The 14310-nt window shown below is 73.4% G+C and carries 13 protein-coding genes; 6 read left to right on the top strand and 7 right to left on the bottom strand.

Annotation, left to right across the window (positions count from 1 at the left end; genetic code table 11):
* The first annotated feature begins 25 nt into the window (after positions 1–25).
* Complete coding sequence (locus O7607_RS18175; protein WP_269704427.1) at positions 26–1156, top strand: PP2C family protein-serine/threonine phosphatase; 1131 nt, start codon at positions 26–28, stop codon at positions 1154–1156.
* Positions 1157–1165: 9 nt separating this feature from the next.
* On the opposite strand, the gene O7607_RS18170 is transcribed toward O7607_RS18175, so the two are convergent.
* From O7607_RS18170 to O7607_RS18140, 7 genes are all read right to left on the bottom strand, one after another.
* Positions 1166–2647, bottom strand: coding sequence for a sugar transferase (locus O7607_RS18170; RefSeq protein ID WP_269704426.1), 1482 nt, complete (start codon positions 2645–2647; stop codon positions 1166–1168).
* Positions 2648–2859: 212 nt separating this feature from the next.
* Positions 2860–4614, bottom strand: a complete 1755-nt coding sequence (locus tag O7607_RS18165) for a substrate-binding domain-containing protein (RefSeq protein WP_269704425.1) — start codon at positions 4612–4614, stop codon at positions 2860–2862.
* Positions 4615–4791: 177 nt separating this feature from the next.
* Positions 4792–5820, bottom strand: coding sequence for a lactonase family protein (locus tag O7607_RS18160; RefSeq protein WP_269704424.1), 1029 nt, complete (start codon positions 5818–5820; stop codon positions 4792–4794).
* A 100-nt stretch (positions 5821–5920) separates the two neighbouring features.
* The gene (locus O7607_RS18155; RefSeq protein WP_269704423.1) at positions 5921–6523 is read right to left on the bottom strand and encodes a GTP-binding protein; all 603 of its coding nucleotides are present in this window, start codon (positions 6521–6523) and stop codon (positions 5921–5923) included.
* Positions 6504–6893 carry a DUF742 domain-containing protein gene (locus O7607_RS18150; RefSeq protein ID WP_269704422.1) on the bottom strand — a complete coding sequence of 130 codons (390 nt, stop codon included), beginning with the start codon at positions 6891–6893 and terminating at the stop codon, positions 6504–6506. The genes O7607_RS18155 and O7607_RS18150 overlap by 20 nt, the downstream gene beginning before the upstream one ends.
* A complete protein-coding gene (locus tag O7607_RS18145; RefSeq protein WP_269704421.1) occupies positions 6883–7305 on the bottom strand; it encodes a roadblock/LC7 domain-containing protein in 423 nt (140 codons plus the stop codon). Before O7607_RS18145 ends, O7607_RS18150 begins: the two co-directional genes overlap by 11 nt.
* Positions 7305–9653: a sensor histidine kinase gene (locus tag O7607_RS18140; protein WP_269704420.1), complete on the bottom strand. Its 2349-nt coding sequence runs from the start codon at positions 9651–9653 to the stop codon at positions 7305–7307. The genes O7607_RS18145 and O7607_RS18140 overlap by 1 nt, the downstream gene beginning before the upstream one ends.
* A 303-nt stretch (positions 9654–9956) precedes the next feature.
* Here O7607_RS18140 and O7607_RS18135 point away from each other — a divergent pair, with 303 nt between their 5' ends.
* From O7607_RS18135 to O7607_RS18115, 5 genes are all read left to right on the top strand, one after another.
* Complete coding sequence (locus O7607_RS18135; protein WP_269704419.1) at positions 9957–10562, top strand: hypothetical protein; 606 nt, start codon at positions 9957–9959, stop codon at positions 10560–10562.
* A 13-nt stretch (positions 10563–10575) separates the two neighbouring features.
* Positions 10576–11697, top strand: coding sequence for a hypothetical protein (locus O7607_RS18130; protein WP_269704418.1), 1122 nt, complete (start codon positions 10576–10578; stop codon positions 11695–11697).
* A gap of 135 nt (positions 11698–11832) precedes the next feature.
* Positions 11833–13491 carry a sodium:solute symporter family protein gene (locus O7607_RS18125; protein ID WP_269704417.1) on the top strand — a complete coding sequence of 553 codons (1659 nt, stop codon included), beginning with the start codon at positions 11833–11835 and terminating at the stop codon, positions 13489–13491.
* Between the two features lie 17 nt (positions 13492–13508).
* Positions 13509–13832, top strand: a complete 324-nt coding sequence (locus tag O7607_RS18120; RefSeq protein ID WP_269704416.1) for a hypothetical protein — start codon at positions 13509–13511, stop codon at positions 13830–13832.
* 74 nt (positions 13833–13906) lie between these two features.
* A complete protein-coding gene (locus O7607_RS18115) occupies positions 13907–14290 on the top strand; it encodes a hypothetical protein (protein WP_135241748.1) in 384 nt (127 codons plus the stop codon).
* Positions 14291–14310: the final 20 nt, after the last annotated feature.

The following is a 14310-nucleotide window of genomic DNA, read 5'->3' as shown; positions in this document are numbered from 1 at the left end:
CGGCGACCTGTGCAAAGGAGCAAAGATGAGCGGAGCGGAGGGACGCGCTCGCCGCGTCCTGACCGAGGCGCCGACGGATCTCATCGTGGACCGGCTCGCCGCCGAGCTGGCACGCACGTACGGCGTCACCCGCACCGAGCTCTACCAGGTCGACTACCGGCTCGCCGAGCTGCTGCCGCTGGGTGACGGCCCGTCGGTCACCGGCCCCGGCCACCCGGCCTGGCGCGCCTTCGACCACCAGGAGCCGGTGATCGCCGACGGCGTCGGCTGGTTCCCGGTGGGCATGCGCGGCGAACGCCGGGGCGTGCTCCAGGTCGCCCCGGTCCCCGCCGACCCGAACGCCTGCCGGGAGCTGGCCACCATCGCCACGGTGCTCGGGCACGAGCTGAGCGCGGTCATGGCGACCACCGACATCTACCGGACCGCCCGGCGCAGCCGGCGTCTCACGCTGGCCGCCGAGATGCAGTGGGAGCTGCTGCCGGGGCGCAGCCGGATCCGGCCGTCGTTCAGCCTGGCCGGGCAGCTGGAACCGGCGTACGCGGTGCGCGGGGACAGCTTCGACTGGTCCGACGACGGTCACCGGCTCTGGCTGGCGGTGCTGAACGGCTACGGCGAGGGGGTGGCCGCGGCGCTGCTCGCCTCGCTGGCCACGCACGCGCTGCGCAACGCGCGCCGGGCCGGGCTCGACCTGGCCGACCAGGCCGCCCTGGCCGACCAGGCGATCTACGCCCAGTACCGGGGCGAGCAGCACGTCTCCGTGCTCCTGATCGAACTGGACCTGGCCTCCGGCGAGATGACGGTGGTGGACGCCGGTTCGCCACGGCTGCTGCGGCTGCGGGCCGGTCAGGTGACCGAGCAGGAGCTGGACAAGCAGTTCCCGCTCGGCATGTTCGAGAGCAGCGACTACCGCCCGCAGCGGTTCCGGCTGGAACGCGAGGACCGCCTGTTCGTGGTCAGCGACGGCGTGATCGAGGCCACCACCGAGCAGGTGCGGTACGGCGAGGTGGCGCTGGACCGGTTCCTGCGCCGGACCGGACCGATGGAACCGCTGGACGCGGTCCGGTCGCTGATCGGCGACCTGCGGGCGTTCGTCGCCGGTGACCTGGTGGACGACGCGGTGGTGGTGTGCCTGGACTGGCTGGGGCCGCAGCCCTGACCCGGCCCCTCAGTACGCGCCGCGGCTGTTGATCACCGCGCCGAACGTCTTCCAGAGGATGGTCAGGTCGGCGGCCAGCGACCAGTTCTCCACGTAGTACAGGTCGAGCCGGATGCCGTCCTCCCAGCTGAGGTCGGACCGGCCGCTGACCTGCCAGAGGCCGGTCATGCCGGGCTTGACCAGCAGGCGGCGGGCCACGTCGCCGTCGTAGCGGGCCACCTCGGACGGCAGCGGCGGGCGCGGGCCGACCAGGCTCATCTGGCCGAGCAGCACGTTGACGAGCTGGGGCAGCTCGTCCAGCGACCACTTGCGCAGCAGCCGGCCGACCCGGGTGACGCGCGGGTCGTCGCGCATCTTGAACATCAGGCCGTCGGTCTCGTTGCGCGCGGCCAGCTCGGCGAGCAGGGCGTCGGCGTTGACGACCATGGTGCGGAACTTGAAGACGCCGAACTCCTCGCCGCCCTGACCGACCCGGGTCTGCCGGAACAGCACCGGGCCACGGCTGTCGATCTTGATGGCGAGCGCGATCACGATCAGCAGCGGCGCCAGCACGAGCAGGGCGATCGACGAGATCGACCGGTCGACGAAGCCCTTCACCAGCTTGCGGGCACCGCGGAACTCGGGCGCCTCGACGTGGATCAACGGCAGGCCGGCGACCGGACGGGTGTGGATGCGCGGACCGGCCACGTCGGTGAGCGCCGGTGCCACCACCAGGTCGACGCCGGTGCCCTCCAGCTGCCAGCCGAGGCGGCGCAGCCGGGTCGCGGTCAGCTCGCCCGAGGCGGTGACCGCCACCGTGTCGGCGCCGATCGCGGTGGCGGCCTCCGGGATGCCCCGGAAGCTGCCCACCACCGGCACGTCGCCCAGCCGCTGCGGCACCGGGGCGAGCAGCGCGTCCGGGATGCACGCGCCGACCACCTGGTAGCCGGCGTACGGCTCCCGGCGCAGCGTGTGCACCAGCTCCAGCACGTGCGCGGTGTCACCCACCACGAGCACCTTGCGGGACCAGCCGGCGCCCCGGTCGCGGGCCCGGTGCAGCCGCTTGCGGGCCGCGAACCGCGCCACCTCCAGCCCGATCGTGCCGACGGCGAAGGAGATCGCCAGGAAGCCCCGGGAGACGCCGACGTCGGCGATGTACCCGGCGATGGCGATGCCGCCGGCGAGTCGCATGCTCGCCGCGCTGACCCGCCGGTACTCGTCGGCGCCGTAGCCGAGCACCTGGTCGTCGTAGCACCGCATCGCCTTGAGCGAGACGAGCCAGACCAGCAGCAGCGCCGGGGCGACCACCACGTACGGGATCTCGGAACCGGTCGGCTCCTCGTCTCCGAACCGGGCCAGGTAACCGACCAGGATGGCCACCGCGAGCACGGCGGTGTCCAGCACCACCAGGACCCGGATGTAGGCCCGCTCCGCGGCTCGCGTCGTCTTGCCCGGGCGTTCACCACCGGGTCGCGACGACGTGGCAGGAGTCAACAGCGTCGCCGAGGTCACCGGCCCTCCCCACTTCGCTCAGGACCGCCTCGTCCCCGCCCGGCTCCGGTGTGGAGCCCGCGGTCGAGGCACCCGGTCATCATGCCTGGACAATTATGGTTACCGATTGATTCGGACGCATTACCGTCAGTTCTCATCCCGCGTCTTGACCCGGGAAGCCTTCCGCCGTACCGGATTTCCGGTACGGCGGAAGACTAGCGCTGAGCTTCAGATCAGCGGGGGGCGGGCGGCCGGAGCGCGATCGCCCGGAGGAAGATTTCGCCGATCTTGCTGGGGTCGGTGGTGACGAACGCGCCGCCGCCGGTGACCTTGGTGATCGACTCCAGCTCGGCCCGGTTCACCTCGGTGCCGATGCCGATGATGACGACCTGGACCGGCTGCTCGTCGTCCTTCAGCTTCTTCAGCTGGTCCAGCAGTTCCTTCTGCGAGATGCCGTTGGCGTCCTCGTTCTTGCCGTCGGTGAACAGCACGATCGAGTTGACCTTGCCCGGCTCCCAGTCCTGCTGCACCTTCTTGTACGCCGCGAGCATGGTGTCGTACAGGCCGGTGTCGCCGCTGGAGGGCTTGATCGAGGCCAGGCCGCGCTGGAGCGCGCCCCGGTTGCTGGACAGAGGCTTTATTCCGACCAACTCGCTCCAGTCCTGCGAGCCCTGGAGGTTGGTGGAGAAGGTCCAGAGGCCGATCGACCAGGAGTCGTCGAACAGCCCGAGGCCCTGGCTCGCGGCGGCGACGGTGACCTGCTCCCGGCTGGCGCCGTTGGCGGTCGCGACCGGCTTCTTCATCGAGCCGGAGACGTCGATGACGCAGAGCATCCGGCCCGACTGCGTGGCCACCGACCAGGTGGTGGTCGCGGTCGAGATGGCACCCGGGTCGAGGTCGGCCGCGCCGCCCTGACCCGACGGCGGCACCTGGCTCGCGCCGCCGTTGGCCGGGCTCGGCGCGCCGGTCGGGGCCTGGAAGCCCTGCCCCCAGTTGCCGTCCGGCGCGCGCAGCGCCTGCGAGGCGAGCCGGTCCTTGAAGGCCGGCGTACGCAGCACCTCGAAGAGCACCCGGGCGGCGGACGCCTTGGACGGCTCGATGCCGGGCAGCACCGCGAACGGGTAGTCCAGCGGGATCGGCGCCGGCTCGAGGTAGAGCGCGGCGAGCCGGATCGGCGGCTTGGTGCTGTTGTAGGCGATCACGTCCTCCTCGGACAGCGCCGCCGCCCCCAGCCCGTTGGCGATCGCCGTCGGGTCCGACGAGCGCGGGAACCGCGCGAGGAGGTCCTGCCGCAGCGAGGAACGGTTGGTCGCCAGCGCACGCAGCGCACCGACCATCGCCTCCTGCGCCTTCGGCGAGCCGGACTCGCCGGTGGAACTGGCCGCGGCGGTCAGCGACAGCAGGCCGGACAGGCCGGCCGCGTCCTGGGTCGGCTCGACGATCCCGGCCCGCAGCGGCTTGCTGGCGGTGACCTGGGTCAGCAGGTCGGACCAGCGCAGCTTCTTGTCCGGCCACCCGATGCGCGAGGCCACCGGCTCGGGCAGCGCCACCACGACCGGGCTGCGCGCGATCGAGGCACCGTTCGTCGGCGCGAACGCGCTGGCCCCGCCGCTCTTGAGCCGGACCAGCCAGGTCGAGGAGTCCGGCACCCAGACGTCGGGGGTGACGGCGGTGCCGCTGGCCTGCCCGACGCCGGCGAGCGTGGCACCGTGCTTGCTCGCCACCGCGGCAGCCACCTCGACCGACTCGGACGAGGAGACGTTCACCGCGATGCACGTTCCGCCCACCGCCGCGCCGTCGGAGACCCACTGGTCGGCGGCGGCGCGCACCGCGGGGGCGATCTCCGGGGCGGTCGCCACCGACAGCTCGATGCGGCCCGAACAGTTCGGGCCGGCCAGCTGCTGGTAGCCGAACCAGGAGCCGGCTACGACGGCGACCAGGGCGGCCGCCACGGCGGCGGCACCTGCTCCGCGGAGGTGAGAACGCATGCGATGGCGGCCAGACACGGTGACCATCTTGCGTACCTCGTGGGGTTACCACCACAACCGTTCGGACGAAAGTTACGCAGCAGAAACAGTTGATCACCTAACCCATACGTTAAGTTACTGGTCAGTCATTTAAGGTGACTTCAGTCCACTTCGGACTGGCAATTGGTGACCGTTCCGTCACGGTAGGACGCACGTCGGACTGGCCACCGGCACCGGCTCCCCCACCGGCTCGGGCACCCCGCCGTCCGGATCCACCCGGAAGATCCTGATCATGTCGGCCCGCTCGTCCGCCACGTACAGGTGCGCACCGGCGAAGGCGAAGTGCCGGGGCCACTCGCCGCCGGTGTCGACCTCGGCCACCAGCTCCGGCGCGGGACCGTCGAGCGCGAAGACCGCGACCGTGCCCACACCGCGGTTGCCCACGTAGAGGAAACGTCCCCCGGGCCCGACCGCCACCTCGGAGGGCTGGACGTGCCCGGTCCGGCCGCTGGCGTCGACACGCGTCCGCTGCCGCGGCCCGTCCGGCGTCAGCTCGTACGCGGTGACCGTGGCGTCCAGCTCGCCGACGAGCCAGCAGCGCCGCCCGTCCGGGTGCCGGGCCAGGTGCCGGGGCCCGGTCCCGGGCGCCGTCCGTACCCGGGGCTCCCGCTCGGTCAACCGGCCGGCGTCGACCGCGTACCGGTAGACGGAGTCGGTGCCCAGGTCGACAGCGAGCAGCCCGCCGCCGGCCGGGTCGGGCGAGACCATGTGGCAGTGCGCGTGCTCCTGCCGCTGCGGGTCGGCGCCGTGGCCGGTGTGCCGCACCAGGTCGGTGCGCTCCCCCGGCACGCCGTCGGCGTCCAGGCCGAACACCGCCACGCTGCCGCCGCCGTAGTTCGCCACGAACAGGTGCCGCCCGTCCGGTGCGACCGCCAGGTGGCACGGCTCCGCGCCGCCGGTCTCGCGGACGCCCAGCGGCGTGAGGTCGCCGTCCGGTGCCACCCGGAACGCGCTCACCTGCCCGTCGGGCAACTCGTTGCACCCGTACAGCACCGGCAGCGCCGGATGCCGCACCAGGAACGACGGCGACGGGGTGACCGCCACGACGCCCAGCGGGGTCAGTTCCCCGGTCGCCCGGTCCCGCCGGGCCGCCACGACGCCCTCGGCCCGCCCGCCCGTCTCCGCCGTGTAGCCACCGATGTGGACGATCTCGTCCTGCCCGGTCACCGCTCCCACCTCTCGTCGGTCCTGCCTGCGATCCAACCAGAGGCTTCCCGGTGGCGCGCCCGGTCAGTCCCACCGCGCCCGACGGATCGGGTGCGGGTGCTCAGCCCACCGGCACCGGCTCGCCGCGCTGCCGCGCCACGTGCTCGACGAGCGAGATCAGCACCAGCTTGCCGGACTGCCGGTCCCGGGCGTCGCAGAGCACCAGCGGCACGTCCGGGTCCAGGTCGAGGGCGTCGCGGACCGCCTCCAGGCCGAACCGGCGGGAACCCTCGAAGCAGTTGACGCCCACCACGAACGGAATGCCCCGCTGCTCGAAGTAGTCGATCGAGGGGAAGCAGTCGGCGAGCCGCCGGGTGTCGGCGAGCACCACCGCGCCGAGCGCGCCGAACGCCAGCTCGTCCCAGAGGAACCAGAACCGGTCCTGGCCCGGGGTGCCGAACAGATAGACCTGGAGGTCGTCGTTGATGGTGATCCGGCCGAAGTCCATCGCCACGGTCGTGGTCGACTTCTGCTCGACCCCGGAGACGTCGTCGGTACCGAGCCCGGCCCCGGTGAGGACCTCCTCGGTCTGCAACGGCCGAACCTCACTCAACGCGCTGACCAGCGTCGTCTTTCCGGCGCCGAAGCCACCGGCGATGAGGATCTTCAGCGCCAGCGGCACTCGTGCCGCCTCCGGCTCCCGGTCATAGCGCACGGAGTCCACTGACCACCGCCTTGAGGATGTTGTCGTCGGGCAGGTACGCGGTGGCCGGTGGGCGGTGCACCGCGACGAGTCCATGGGCGAGAAGGTCGCCGAGCAGCACCCGGACCACGCCCACGGCCAGGTCCAGGTCGGCGGCGAGGTCGGCCACGGCCTTCGGCCGCCGGGCCAGCTCGATCAGGCGGCGGTGCTCCGGCTGGAGGCCGGGCGTACCGGCCGGGTCCGCGCCACTGGTGGCCAGCACGAACGCCAGCAGGTCGAAGCCGTCGACGGGTGGGCGCACCCGGCCGCCGGTGAGCGTGTAGGGGCGCACCACCGGTCCGGCGTCGGCGTCCAGCCACTCGTGCTGCGGCCCCGGCGACTCAGCGCGCATCGGTCCGCTCCCTCGCCACCCGGCTCGGCGCGGCCAGGTTCTCCCCGACCCGGATGACGAGCATCGCCATCTCGTACGCGACCAGGCCGATGTCGGCGTCGGCGTCGCTCGCCACCGCCAGGCAGGCGCCCTGCCCGGCGGCGGTCACGAACAGGTAGGCCGACTCCATCTCCACCACGGTCTGACGGACCGCGCCGCCGCCCAGGTGCCGGGTGGCGCCCTTGGCCAGGCCGGAGAAGCCGGAGGCCAGCGCGCACAGGTGTTCCGCGTCGGTGCGGTCCTGGTCGGTGGAGGCCCCGAGCAGGAGCCCGTCCGCCGAGAGCACCACCGCCTGGCGGGCGGCGGGAACGCGCTCCACCAGGTCGTCGAGCAGCCAGTCGAGATCGGCGTTCTGCCGCGTCGTGTGCACCACTAGGCGTCCCTCTCAGTCGCGGTTCGTGGGTCCGGCGCCGGCGGGGCGGGCTGAACGCCCGGCCCCGCGGTCGTGGACGGCGTACCGGTGTCGCGCGTTTCGGTCGTGGGGGTGGCCGGGTCGGTCCCGGCGGTGCGGGCGCCGTCCCGGCGTCCGCGGGCGGTGCCGGCCTGCAACGCCGACATGGCCCGGCGGGCCTCCTCCGGGGTGCGGTGGGCCGGAGTGTCGGTGACAACCGCGCGGGGACGCGCCGTCGCGCCGCGGCGCCGGATCCGGCGGGGCAGGCCGTCGTCGTCGGCAGGTGGCTCCACAGTCGAGGCGCGCGCCGACTGCAACGGGACCACTGTGCTCTCCGACCGGTCCCGGCCCGGCCGGACCGGCCGCCCCGGCCGGGGCACCGTGGCCAGCCGCGTCACCTTGGCCAGGCGCCGCCGTTCCGGCCCGGCGGAGGTGTCCGCGCCCACCGGCGGCTCGTCGGTGATCAGTTCCGACGGTACGAACACCGCGGCGACGATCCCGGCCGGGCGGGACGGCCGCAGCTCCACCCGTACGCCGTGCCGGGCGGCCAGGCGCGCCACCACGAACAGCCCCAGCCGGGCGCTGCCGGCCGGGTCGAACTCCGGCGGCTCGGCCAGCTTGCGGTTGGCGTCGGCCAGGGCCGGCGCGGACATGCCCAGTCCCCGGTCGGTGATCTCGATGGTGTAGCCGTCCGGGACGGTCCGGCCGGTGACGTCCACCCGGGTGCCGGGCGGGGAGAACGTGGTGGCGTTCTCGATCAGTTCGGCGAGCAGGTGGATCACGTCGCCGACGGCCCGGCCCAGCACCCCGGCCGGGGCCACCTCGCCCACGTCGACCCGGTCGTACGCCTCGACCTCGGAGATCGCGCCGCGCATCACGTCGACGGCGGCGACCGGCCGGCGCCAGCCGCGTCCGGGCGCGGCCCCGGCGAGAATCACCAGGTCCTCGGCGTGCCGCCGCAGCCGCGTCGCCAGGTGGTCGACCTGGAACAACCCGGCCAGCTCGTCCGGGTCCTCGGTACGCCGTTCCAGCCGGTCCAGCAGCGCCAGCTGCCGGTGCACCAGCCCCTGGCTGCGCCGGGCCAGGTTGAGGATCACCTCGTTGAAGCCGCGGCGCAGCGTCACCTCGTCGACGGCGGCGCGGACCGCGGTCCGGCGCACCTCGTTGAAGGCGCGCGCCACCTGACCGATCTCGTCGCCGCCGTGGTCGAGTTCGGGCGCCTCCCGGGCCACGTCGACCTCCTCGCCCCGGCGCAGCCGCGCGACCACGTCGGGCAGCCGGCGTTCGGCCACCTCGGTCGCGGCCGCCCGTACGCCGGTCAGCCGCTGCGCCAGCGACCGGCCGACCCGCAGCGCCACCAGCACGCACACCACGATCGCGACCAGGCCCAGCACCCCGGCGGCGGCGAGCTGGACGAGGATCCGGGTGGCCATCGGCACCGACCGCTCGGCGAGGGCGTCGGCGCCGCGCAGCTCGAAGTCGCGCAGGCTCTTCCACACCTCGGCGTGACTGGTGTCCCACGCCCGCATGTCGAACCGGGCGGGCAGCGCGGACGAGCGGACCAGGCTGTCCTGCAGCGCGCGCAGCTTGCCGAACCCGGCGCCCTCGGTCATCCGCTGGTACGCGGCCCGCTCCGCGGGCGGCAGGTCGGCCACCGCGATCTCGGCCAGGAAGCGCTGGTTCTCGACGGTGCGTACCAGTTGCTCGTGCTCGCCGTCGGCGTACCGGCCGGCGGTGACGGCGCCGGCCAGCAGCGCGTCGGCCTGCCCGAGCAGCTCCCGGGAGCGCCCCAGCGCGGTGAGCGCCGTCGCCTCCCGGTTGAGCTGCGCGTCGGGCAACGCGGCCATGGCGCCGAACGCCTGGAACGCCGAGCCGATCATCCCGCTGTAGAGGCCGACGGCGCCGGCCCGGTCGACCTTCCGGTCGTCGATGAACGCGCGCCCGGCGGGCAGCGCGTCGAGCGCCGAGACCAACTGGTCGAGCCGGTTGTCGAGCTGGGCGTCGGCGACGTCGCGCAGGTCACCGCCGTCGACCTTGCGGCGCAGCTCGACGATCGCGTCGTCGGTGCGTACCCGCTGCTCGGTCAGCTCCGGGAGGGCGCGGTCGCCGGCGAGCTGGACCACCGACAGCCGCCGTTCACGTTGCAGCTCCGCCACCACGGCCTCGCCCGGGCGGCCCAGGTCGTAGAGGAGGGTACGCGCGGAGAGCAGGTCGAGCGCGGGCCCGAAGGTGAGCGTGGTGGCGAAGATCCACAACGCCAGCAGCCCGGTCACCGGGCCGATGACCAGCGCGGTCAGCTTGGCGCGGATCGGCCAGTCACGGGTGTTCAATCAGACCTCGCCCGGGAAGGTGTCGCTCGGTGGCGCCGGCAGCGGCCGCCGTTTCGCCGGCCACGACGCCGGGCCCCGGCCCGGACGCCTTGGGCAGGATACGTAATCCGGGGCGGATGCACTACCGGCCGTCTCGGCTCTCACTACGGTCCGAGACGGGCACGACGGGCGCAGTCGGACACCGCTGCGGCACCGGACGGCGGTCGCGGCAGCGCGCCTTTTTCCCGGCCGGGGCGGAAAGTGCCGCAGAACGGGATTGGCGATCACCCGCACGAGGGAATACCAGCGTGCGAAGGAGGAGCCATGTCGTCCACCCAGGTAGTCGTCATAGTCATCGTCGTCGCCGTCATCGCCGCGCTCGTCGCGGTCGCCGTGGTCGCCAGCCGCCGCCGGGCGCTGCGCGAACGCTTCGGCCCCGAGTACGACCGGGTCGTCGCCGAACAGGACAGCCGCAGCGCCGCCGAGCGCGAGCTGCGGGAGCGGGAGCGCCGGCACGCCGAGCTGGAGCTGACCCCGCTGAGCCCGGAGTCGCGGGCCCACTACGCCGCCGCCTGGGAAGAACTCCAGGTGCGCTTCGTCGACTCCCCCGCCGAGACCGTCGGCGAGGCCGACGAGCTGGTCAGCCGTCTGATCGCCGAGCGCGGGTACCCCACCGGGGACTTCTCGGACCAGATCGCCCACCTCTCCGTCGAGCACGCCCGCACGCTCACCCACTACCGCGACGCCCACGAGATCCGGCAGCGCAACGAGCGCGGTGAGGCCGGCACCGAGGACCTCCGGCAGGCGCTCGTGCACTACCGAGCCCTCTTCGCCGACCTGCTCGGCGAGGACCCGGTGCCCACGTCGACGCAGCAGCCGGAGCAGCGCCACCCCGATCACGACCACGACCACGACGTCCCGAGCCGCTGAGGAGGCCGCCGCCATGCGCCAGGATGAACAGCAGGTCACGCAGGACCACCCCGAGGCCGTCCGGTCCGCACCGGTGCCGGTGCCGCAGCCGGGCGAGCACGCCGACCGACGCGACGCCGACCGGGCCGACGTGCCCGAGGACGCGCTGGACGACCGCGGCACCTTCGACGACCCGGCGGTCGCCGACGAGCGGCGCGACGCCGAGGTCGACGAGACCCGCGCCTACGACGCCGGGGACCTGCGCGACGCGGCCGACCGGACCGACGAGGACGGGCGCGACGAGGACGGACGACCCCCGTACGCCGAGCCGGCGCCGCTGCCGACGGCGTTCGGCGCGGCCACGGTGGGCGACGCGGTAGCCGCCTCGGCGCTGGCCGGCGGCCGTCCGCAGGACGAGCGCGACGCGCGCGACGAGGACACGGCCGCGCCGGGCGACGGCGCGCCGGGACGCACCGACCCGCTGGACGACGAGCGGGCCGACCCGACCGCCGGGGACCGCCTGCACGACCGGGACCGCTGGGACGCCGAGCACTCCGGCGCCGCCGATGACGTGGACGGCGACGGCCGGGACGACCGCACCGGCGACGACGTGGCCCGGGGCGACCGCCCGGTGGACACCGACGACCGCATCGACGGCGTCGTCCGGGACGGCGCGGCCGCCGACGGCGCGGTCGGGTACGGCAGCGCCGAGCCCGGCCTGGTCGACCCGGACGCCGAGCCCGTCCCCGCCAGCGACGACGCCGACCGGCGGCACGACCGGGTGGACGCCGACACCGCCGCAGCGGCGGCGGGCGCGGCAGCCGCCGGGGCGGCCGGCACGACGCTGGCCGGCGCCGAGCGGCCCACGGCCGGCGCGGTGCCCGCCGACGCGGCGACGCTGTTCGCACCCGAGGCCGCGCAGGGCTTCCGGGACCGCTGGCGCGACGTGCAGCTGCGCTTCGTGGACGACCCGCGCGCCGCGGTCGGCGAGGCGGAGTCGCTCGTCGAGGAGGCCATCGAGGCGCTCTCCACCGCCCTGCGCGAGCAGCGCACCCGGCTCGGCGCCTGGCAGGAGTCCGGCTCCACCGACACCGAACAGCTCCGGGTCGCCGTGCGCGGCTACCGCGACTTCCTGGACCGCGTCCTGGGGCGCTGAGGCTCCCCGCAGAACCCCACGGAGCCCCGGCCGGCGACCCGGCCGGGGCTCCGCCGTACCCAGACCGGCCAGCAGGCATGAAACTTCGCAATCGGGGTACGTGCGGGCAGCGGTGCACACGAGGGGAGCACGGGCATGGGTGGCGGCGGCCTGCGTCTGGACATGAACGCGGTGGACTACCTGATCCTCGCGCTCTACTTCGTCACGGTGCTCGGCGTCGGTTTCGCCGCCCGGCGCGCGATCCGTACCAGCGTGGACTTCTTCCTCTCCGGCCGCTCGCTGCCCGCCTGGGTCACCGGCCTGGCGTTCGTCTCGGCGAACCTGGGCGCGCTGGAGATCATCGGCATGGCCGCCAACGGCGCCCAGTACGGCATCATGACCGTGCACTACTACTGGATCGGCGCCGTACCGGCGATGGTCTTCCTCGGCATCGTGATGATGCCGTTCTACTACGGCTCCAAGGTCCGTAGCGTCCCCGAGTACCTGCGGCTGCGCTTCAACCGCCCCACCCACCTGCTCAACGCGATCAGCTTCGCGGTCGCGCAGGTGCTCATCGCGGGCGTGAACCTCTACGCGCTGGCCCTGATCATGCAGGCGCTGCTCGGCTGGCCGCTCTGGTTCGCGATCATCGTCGGCGCGGTGATCGTGCTGGCGTACATCACCGTCGGCGGGCTCTCCGGCGCGATCTACAACGAGGTGCTCCAGTTCTTCGTGATCATCGCCGGTCTGGTGCCGATCACGGTGATCGGGCTGGTCAAGGTCGGCGGCGTGAGCGGACTGATGGACGCGGTCCGCGACTCCAAGCTCGGCGAGGCCGGACTGCACGCCTGGGAGGGCACCGGCAGCACCGACAACCCACTCGGCGCGCACTGGCTGGGCATCGTGTTCGGCCTCGGCTTCGTGCTCTCCTTCGGCTACTGGACCACCAACTTCGCCGAGGTGCAGCGCGCCCTGTCCGCACGGAACATGAGTGCCGCGCGGCGTACGCCGATCATCGCCGCGTACCCGAAGCTGCTCATTCCGGCGGTCACCGTGATCCCCGGCCTGATCGCCCTGGTCACCGTGAAAGGGCTGGGCGCCGACGAGGGCGACCTGGTCTACAACAACGCGATCCCGCTGCTCATGCGCGACCTGCTGCCCAACGGGGTGCTGGGTATCGCGGTGACCGGCCTGGTGGCCTCGTTCATGGCCGGCATGGCGGCGAACGTCAGCGGGTTCAACACCGTGTTCACGTACGACATCTGGCAGGCGTACTTCCGGCGGGACATGCCGGACGAGCACTACGTGAAGGTGGGCCGGATCGCCACCGTCGGCGCGGTCGTGATCGGCATCGGCACGGCGTTCATCGCGGCCGGGTTCAGCAACATCATGAACTACATCCAGGCGCTGTTCTCGGTCTTCAACGCCCCGCTGTTCGGCACCTTCATCATCGGCATGTTCTGGCGGCGGATGACGCCGCTGGCCGGGTTCTGGTCGCTGCTGTCCGGCACCGTCGTCGCGACCGCCACCTACCTGCTCTACAAGGGCGGCGTGATCAGTTTCAACTCGGACCTGGAGGAGAGCTTCTGGGGCGCCGGCCTGGCCTTCGCCACCGTCGCGGTGGTAGCCGCGGTCGTCACGCCGCTGACCCGGCCGAAGACCGACCGGGAGCTGACCGGGCTGGTGTACGGCCTCAGCGACACCACGCTCGCCGACGACTCGCTGGCCGGCGACACCGCCTGGTACCGCTCCCCGGTGCTGCTCGGCGTCGTCGCCGTGGTCCTCGCCGCCCTGTTCTACATCCCGGTCTTCTGAAGGAGGGGACGCACGCCATGGCAGACGACGCGGACCGCCACTACCAGGGCGGCGAGGCGCACGACCCGCTGGTCGACGAGACCGAGGACGCCCGGGAGGAGCGCTCCGCCGCGGCCCGGCTGTTCGACATCCGCCGGGTCATCGGCGGCCTGTTCGTGGCGTACGGCCTGATCGTCGGGTTGCTGGGACTGTTCGACACCTCCGCCGAGATCGAGAAGGCGCAGGGCCTGCGGATCAACCTGTGGGCCGGCGCGGCGATGCTGGTGTTCGGGCTGCTGATGCTGCTGTGGCAGCGGCTGCGCCCGACCGAGCCGCCGGAGCCGCAGCGCGACGAGTCCTGACCCCTCCGCCCGCATGGCGCGGTCCGCACCGGGTAGGCCACGGGGATCACGCGAAGGGACAGGAGGGCAGCAGCATGACCGATCGTGACCGCGGTGGCGAGCGGCCGCTGGAGGAGACCCCCGAGGTGGCCGCGGCGGTGGACGACGACAGCACGGTGCCCCAGTTGCGCAGCGGCGGCACCGACCCGGACAACCCCGTCTTCACCGAGCCGGACGGCGCGGTGCCGGACACCGGTTCACCGAACCTGATCGGTGACCCGTACGCGGCCGGGACCGGCGCGACCGGCACCGGCACCGGTGCCGCCCCGGACGACATCCGTACCGGCGCCGAGCAGCCCTGGGATCCGGAGGACCTGGTGCAGGCCCGGGGTCAGGACGTGACGCCGGAGAACCTGGAACGGGCCCGCCGCGACCTGGCCGAGCTGGGCCGGGCGGCGATCGAGCGCACCGTGCCCTGACACCGGGACGGCCGAGGGCC

The organism is Micromonospora sp. WMMA1949 (assembly GCF_027460145.1).
Taxonomy (GTDB): domain Bacteria; phylum Actinomycetota; class Actinomycetes; order Mycobacteriales; family Micromonosporaceae; genus Micromonospora.
Note: the sequence above shows the minus strand (reverse complement) of the source record. Positions and strands in the feature narration are given on the sequence as shown.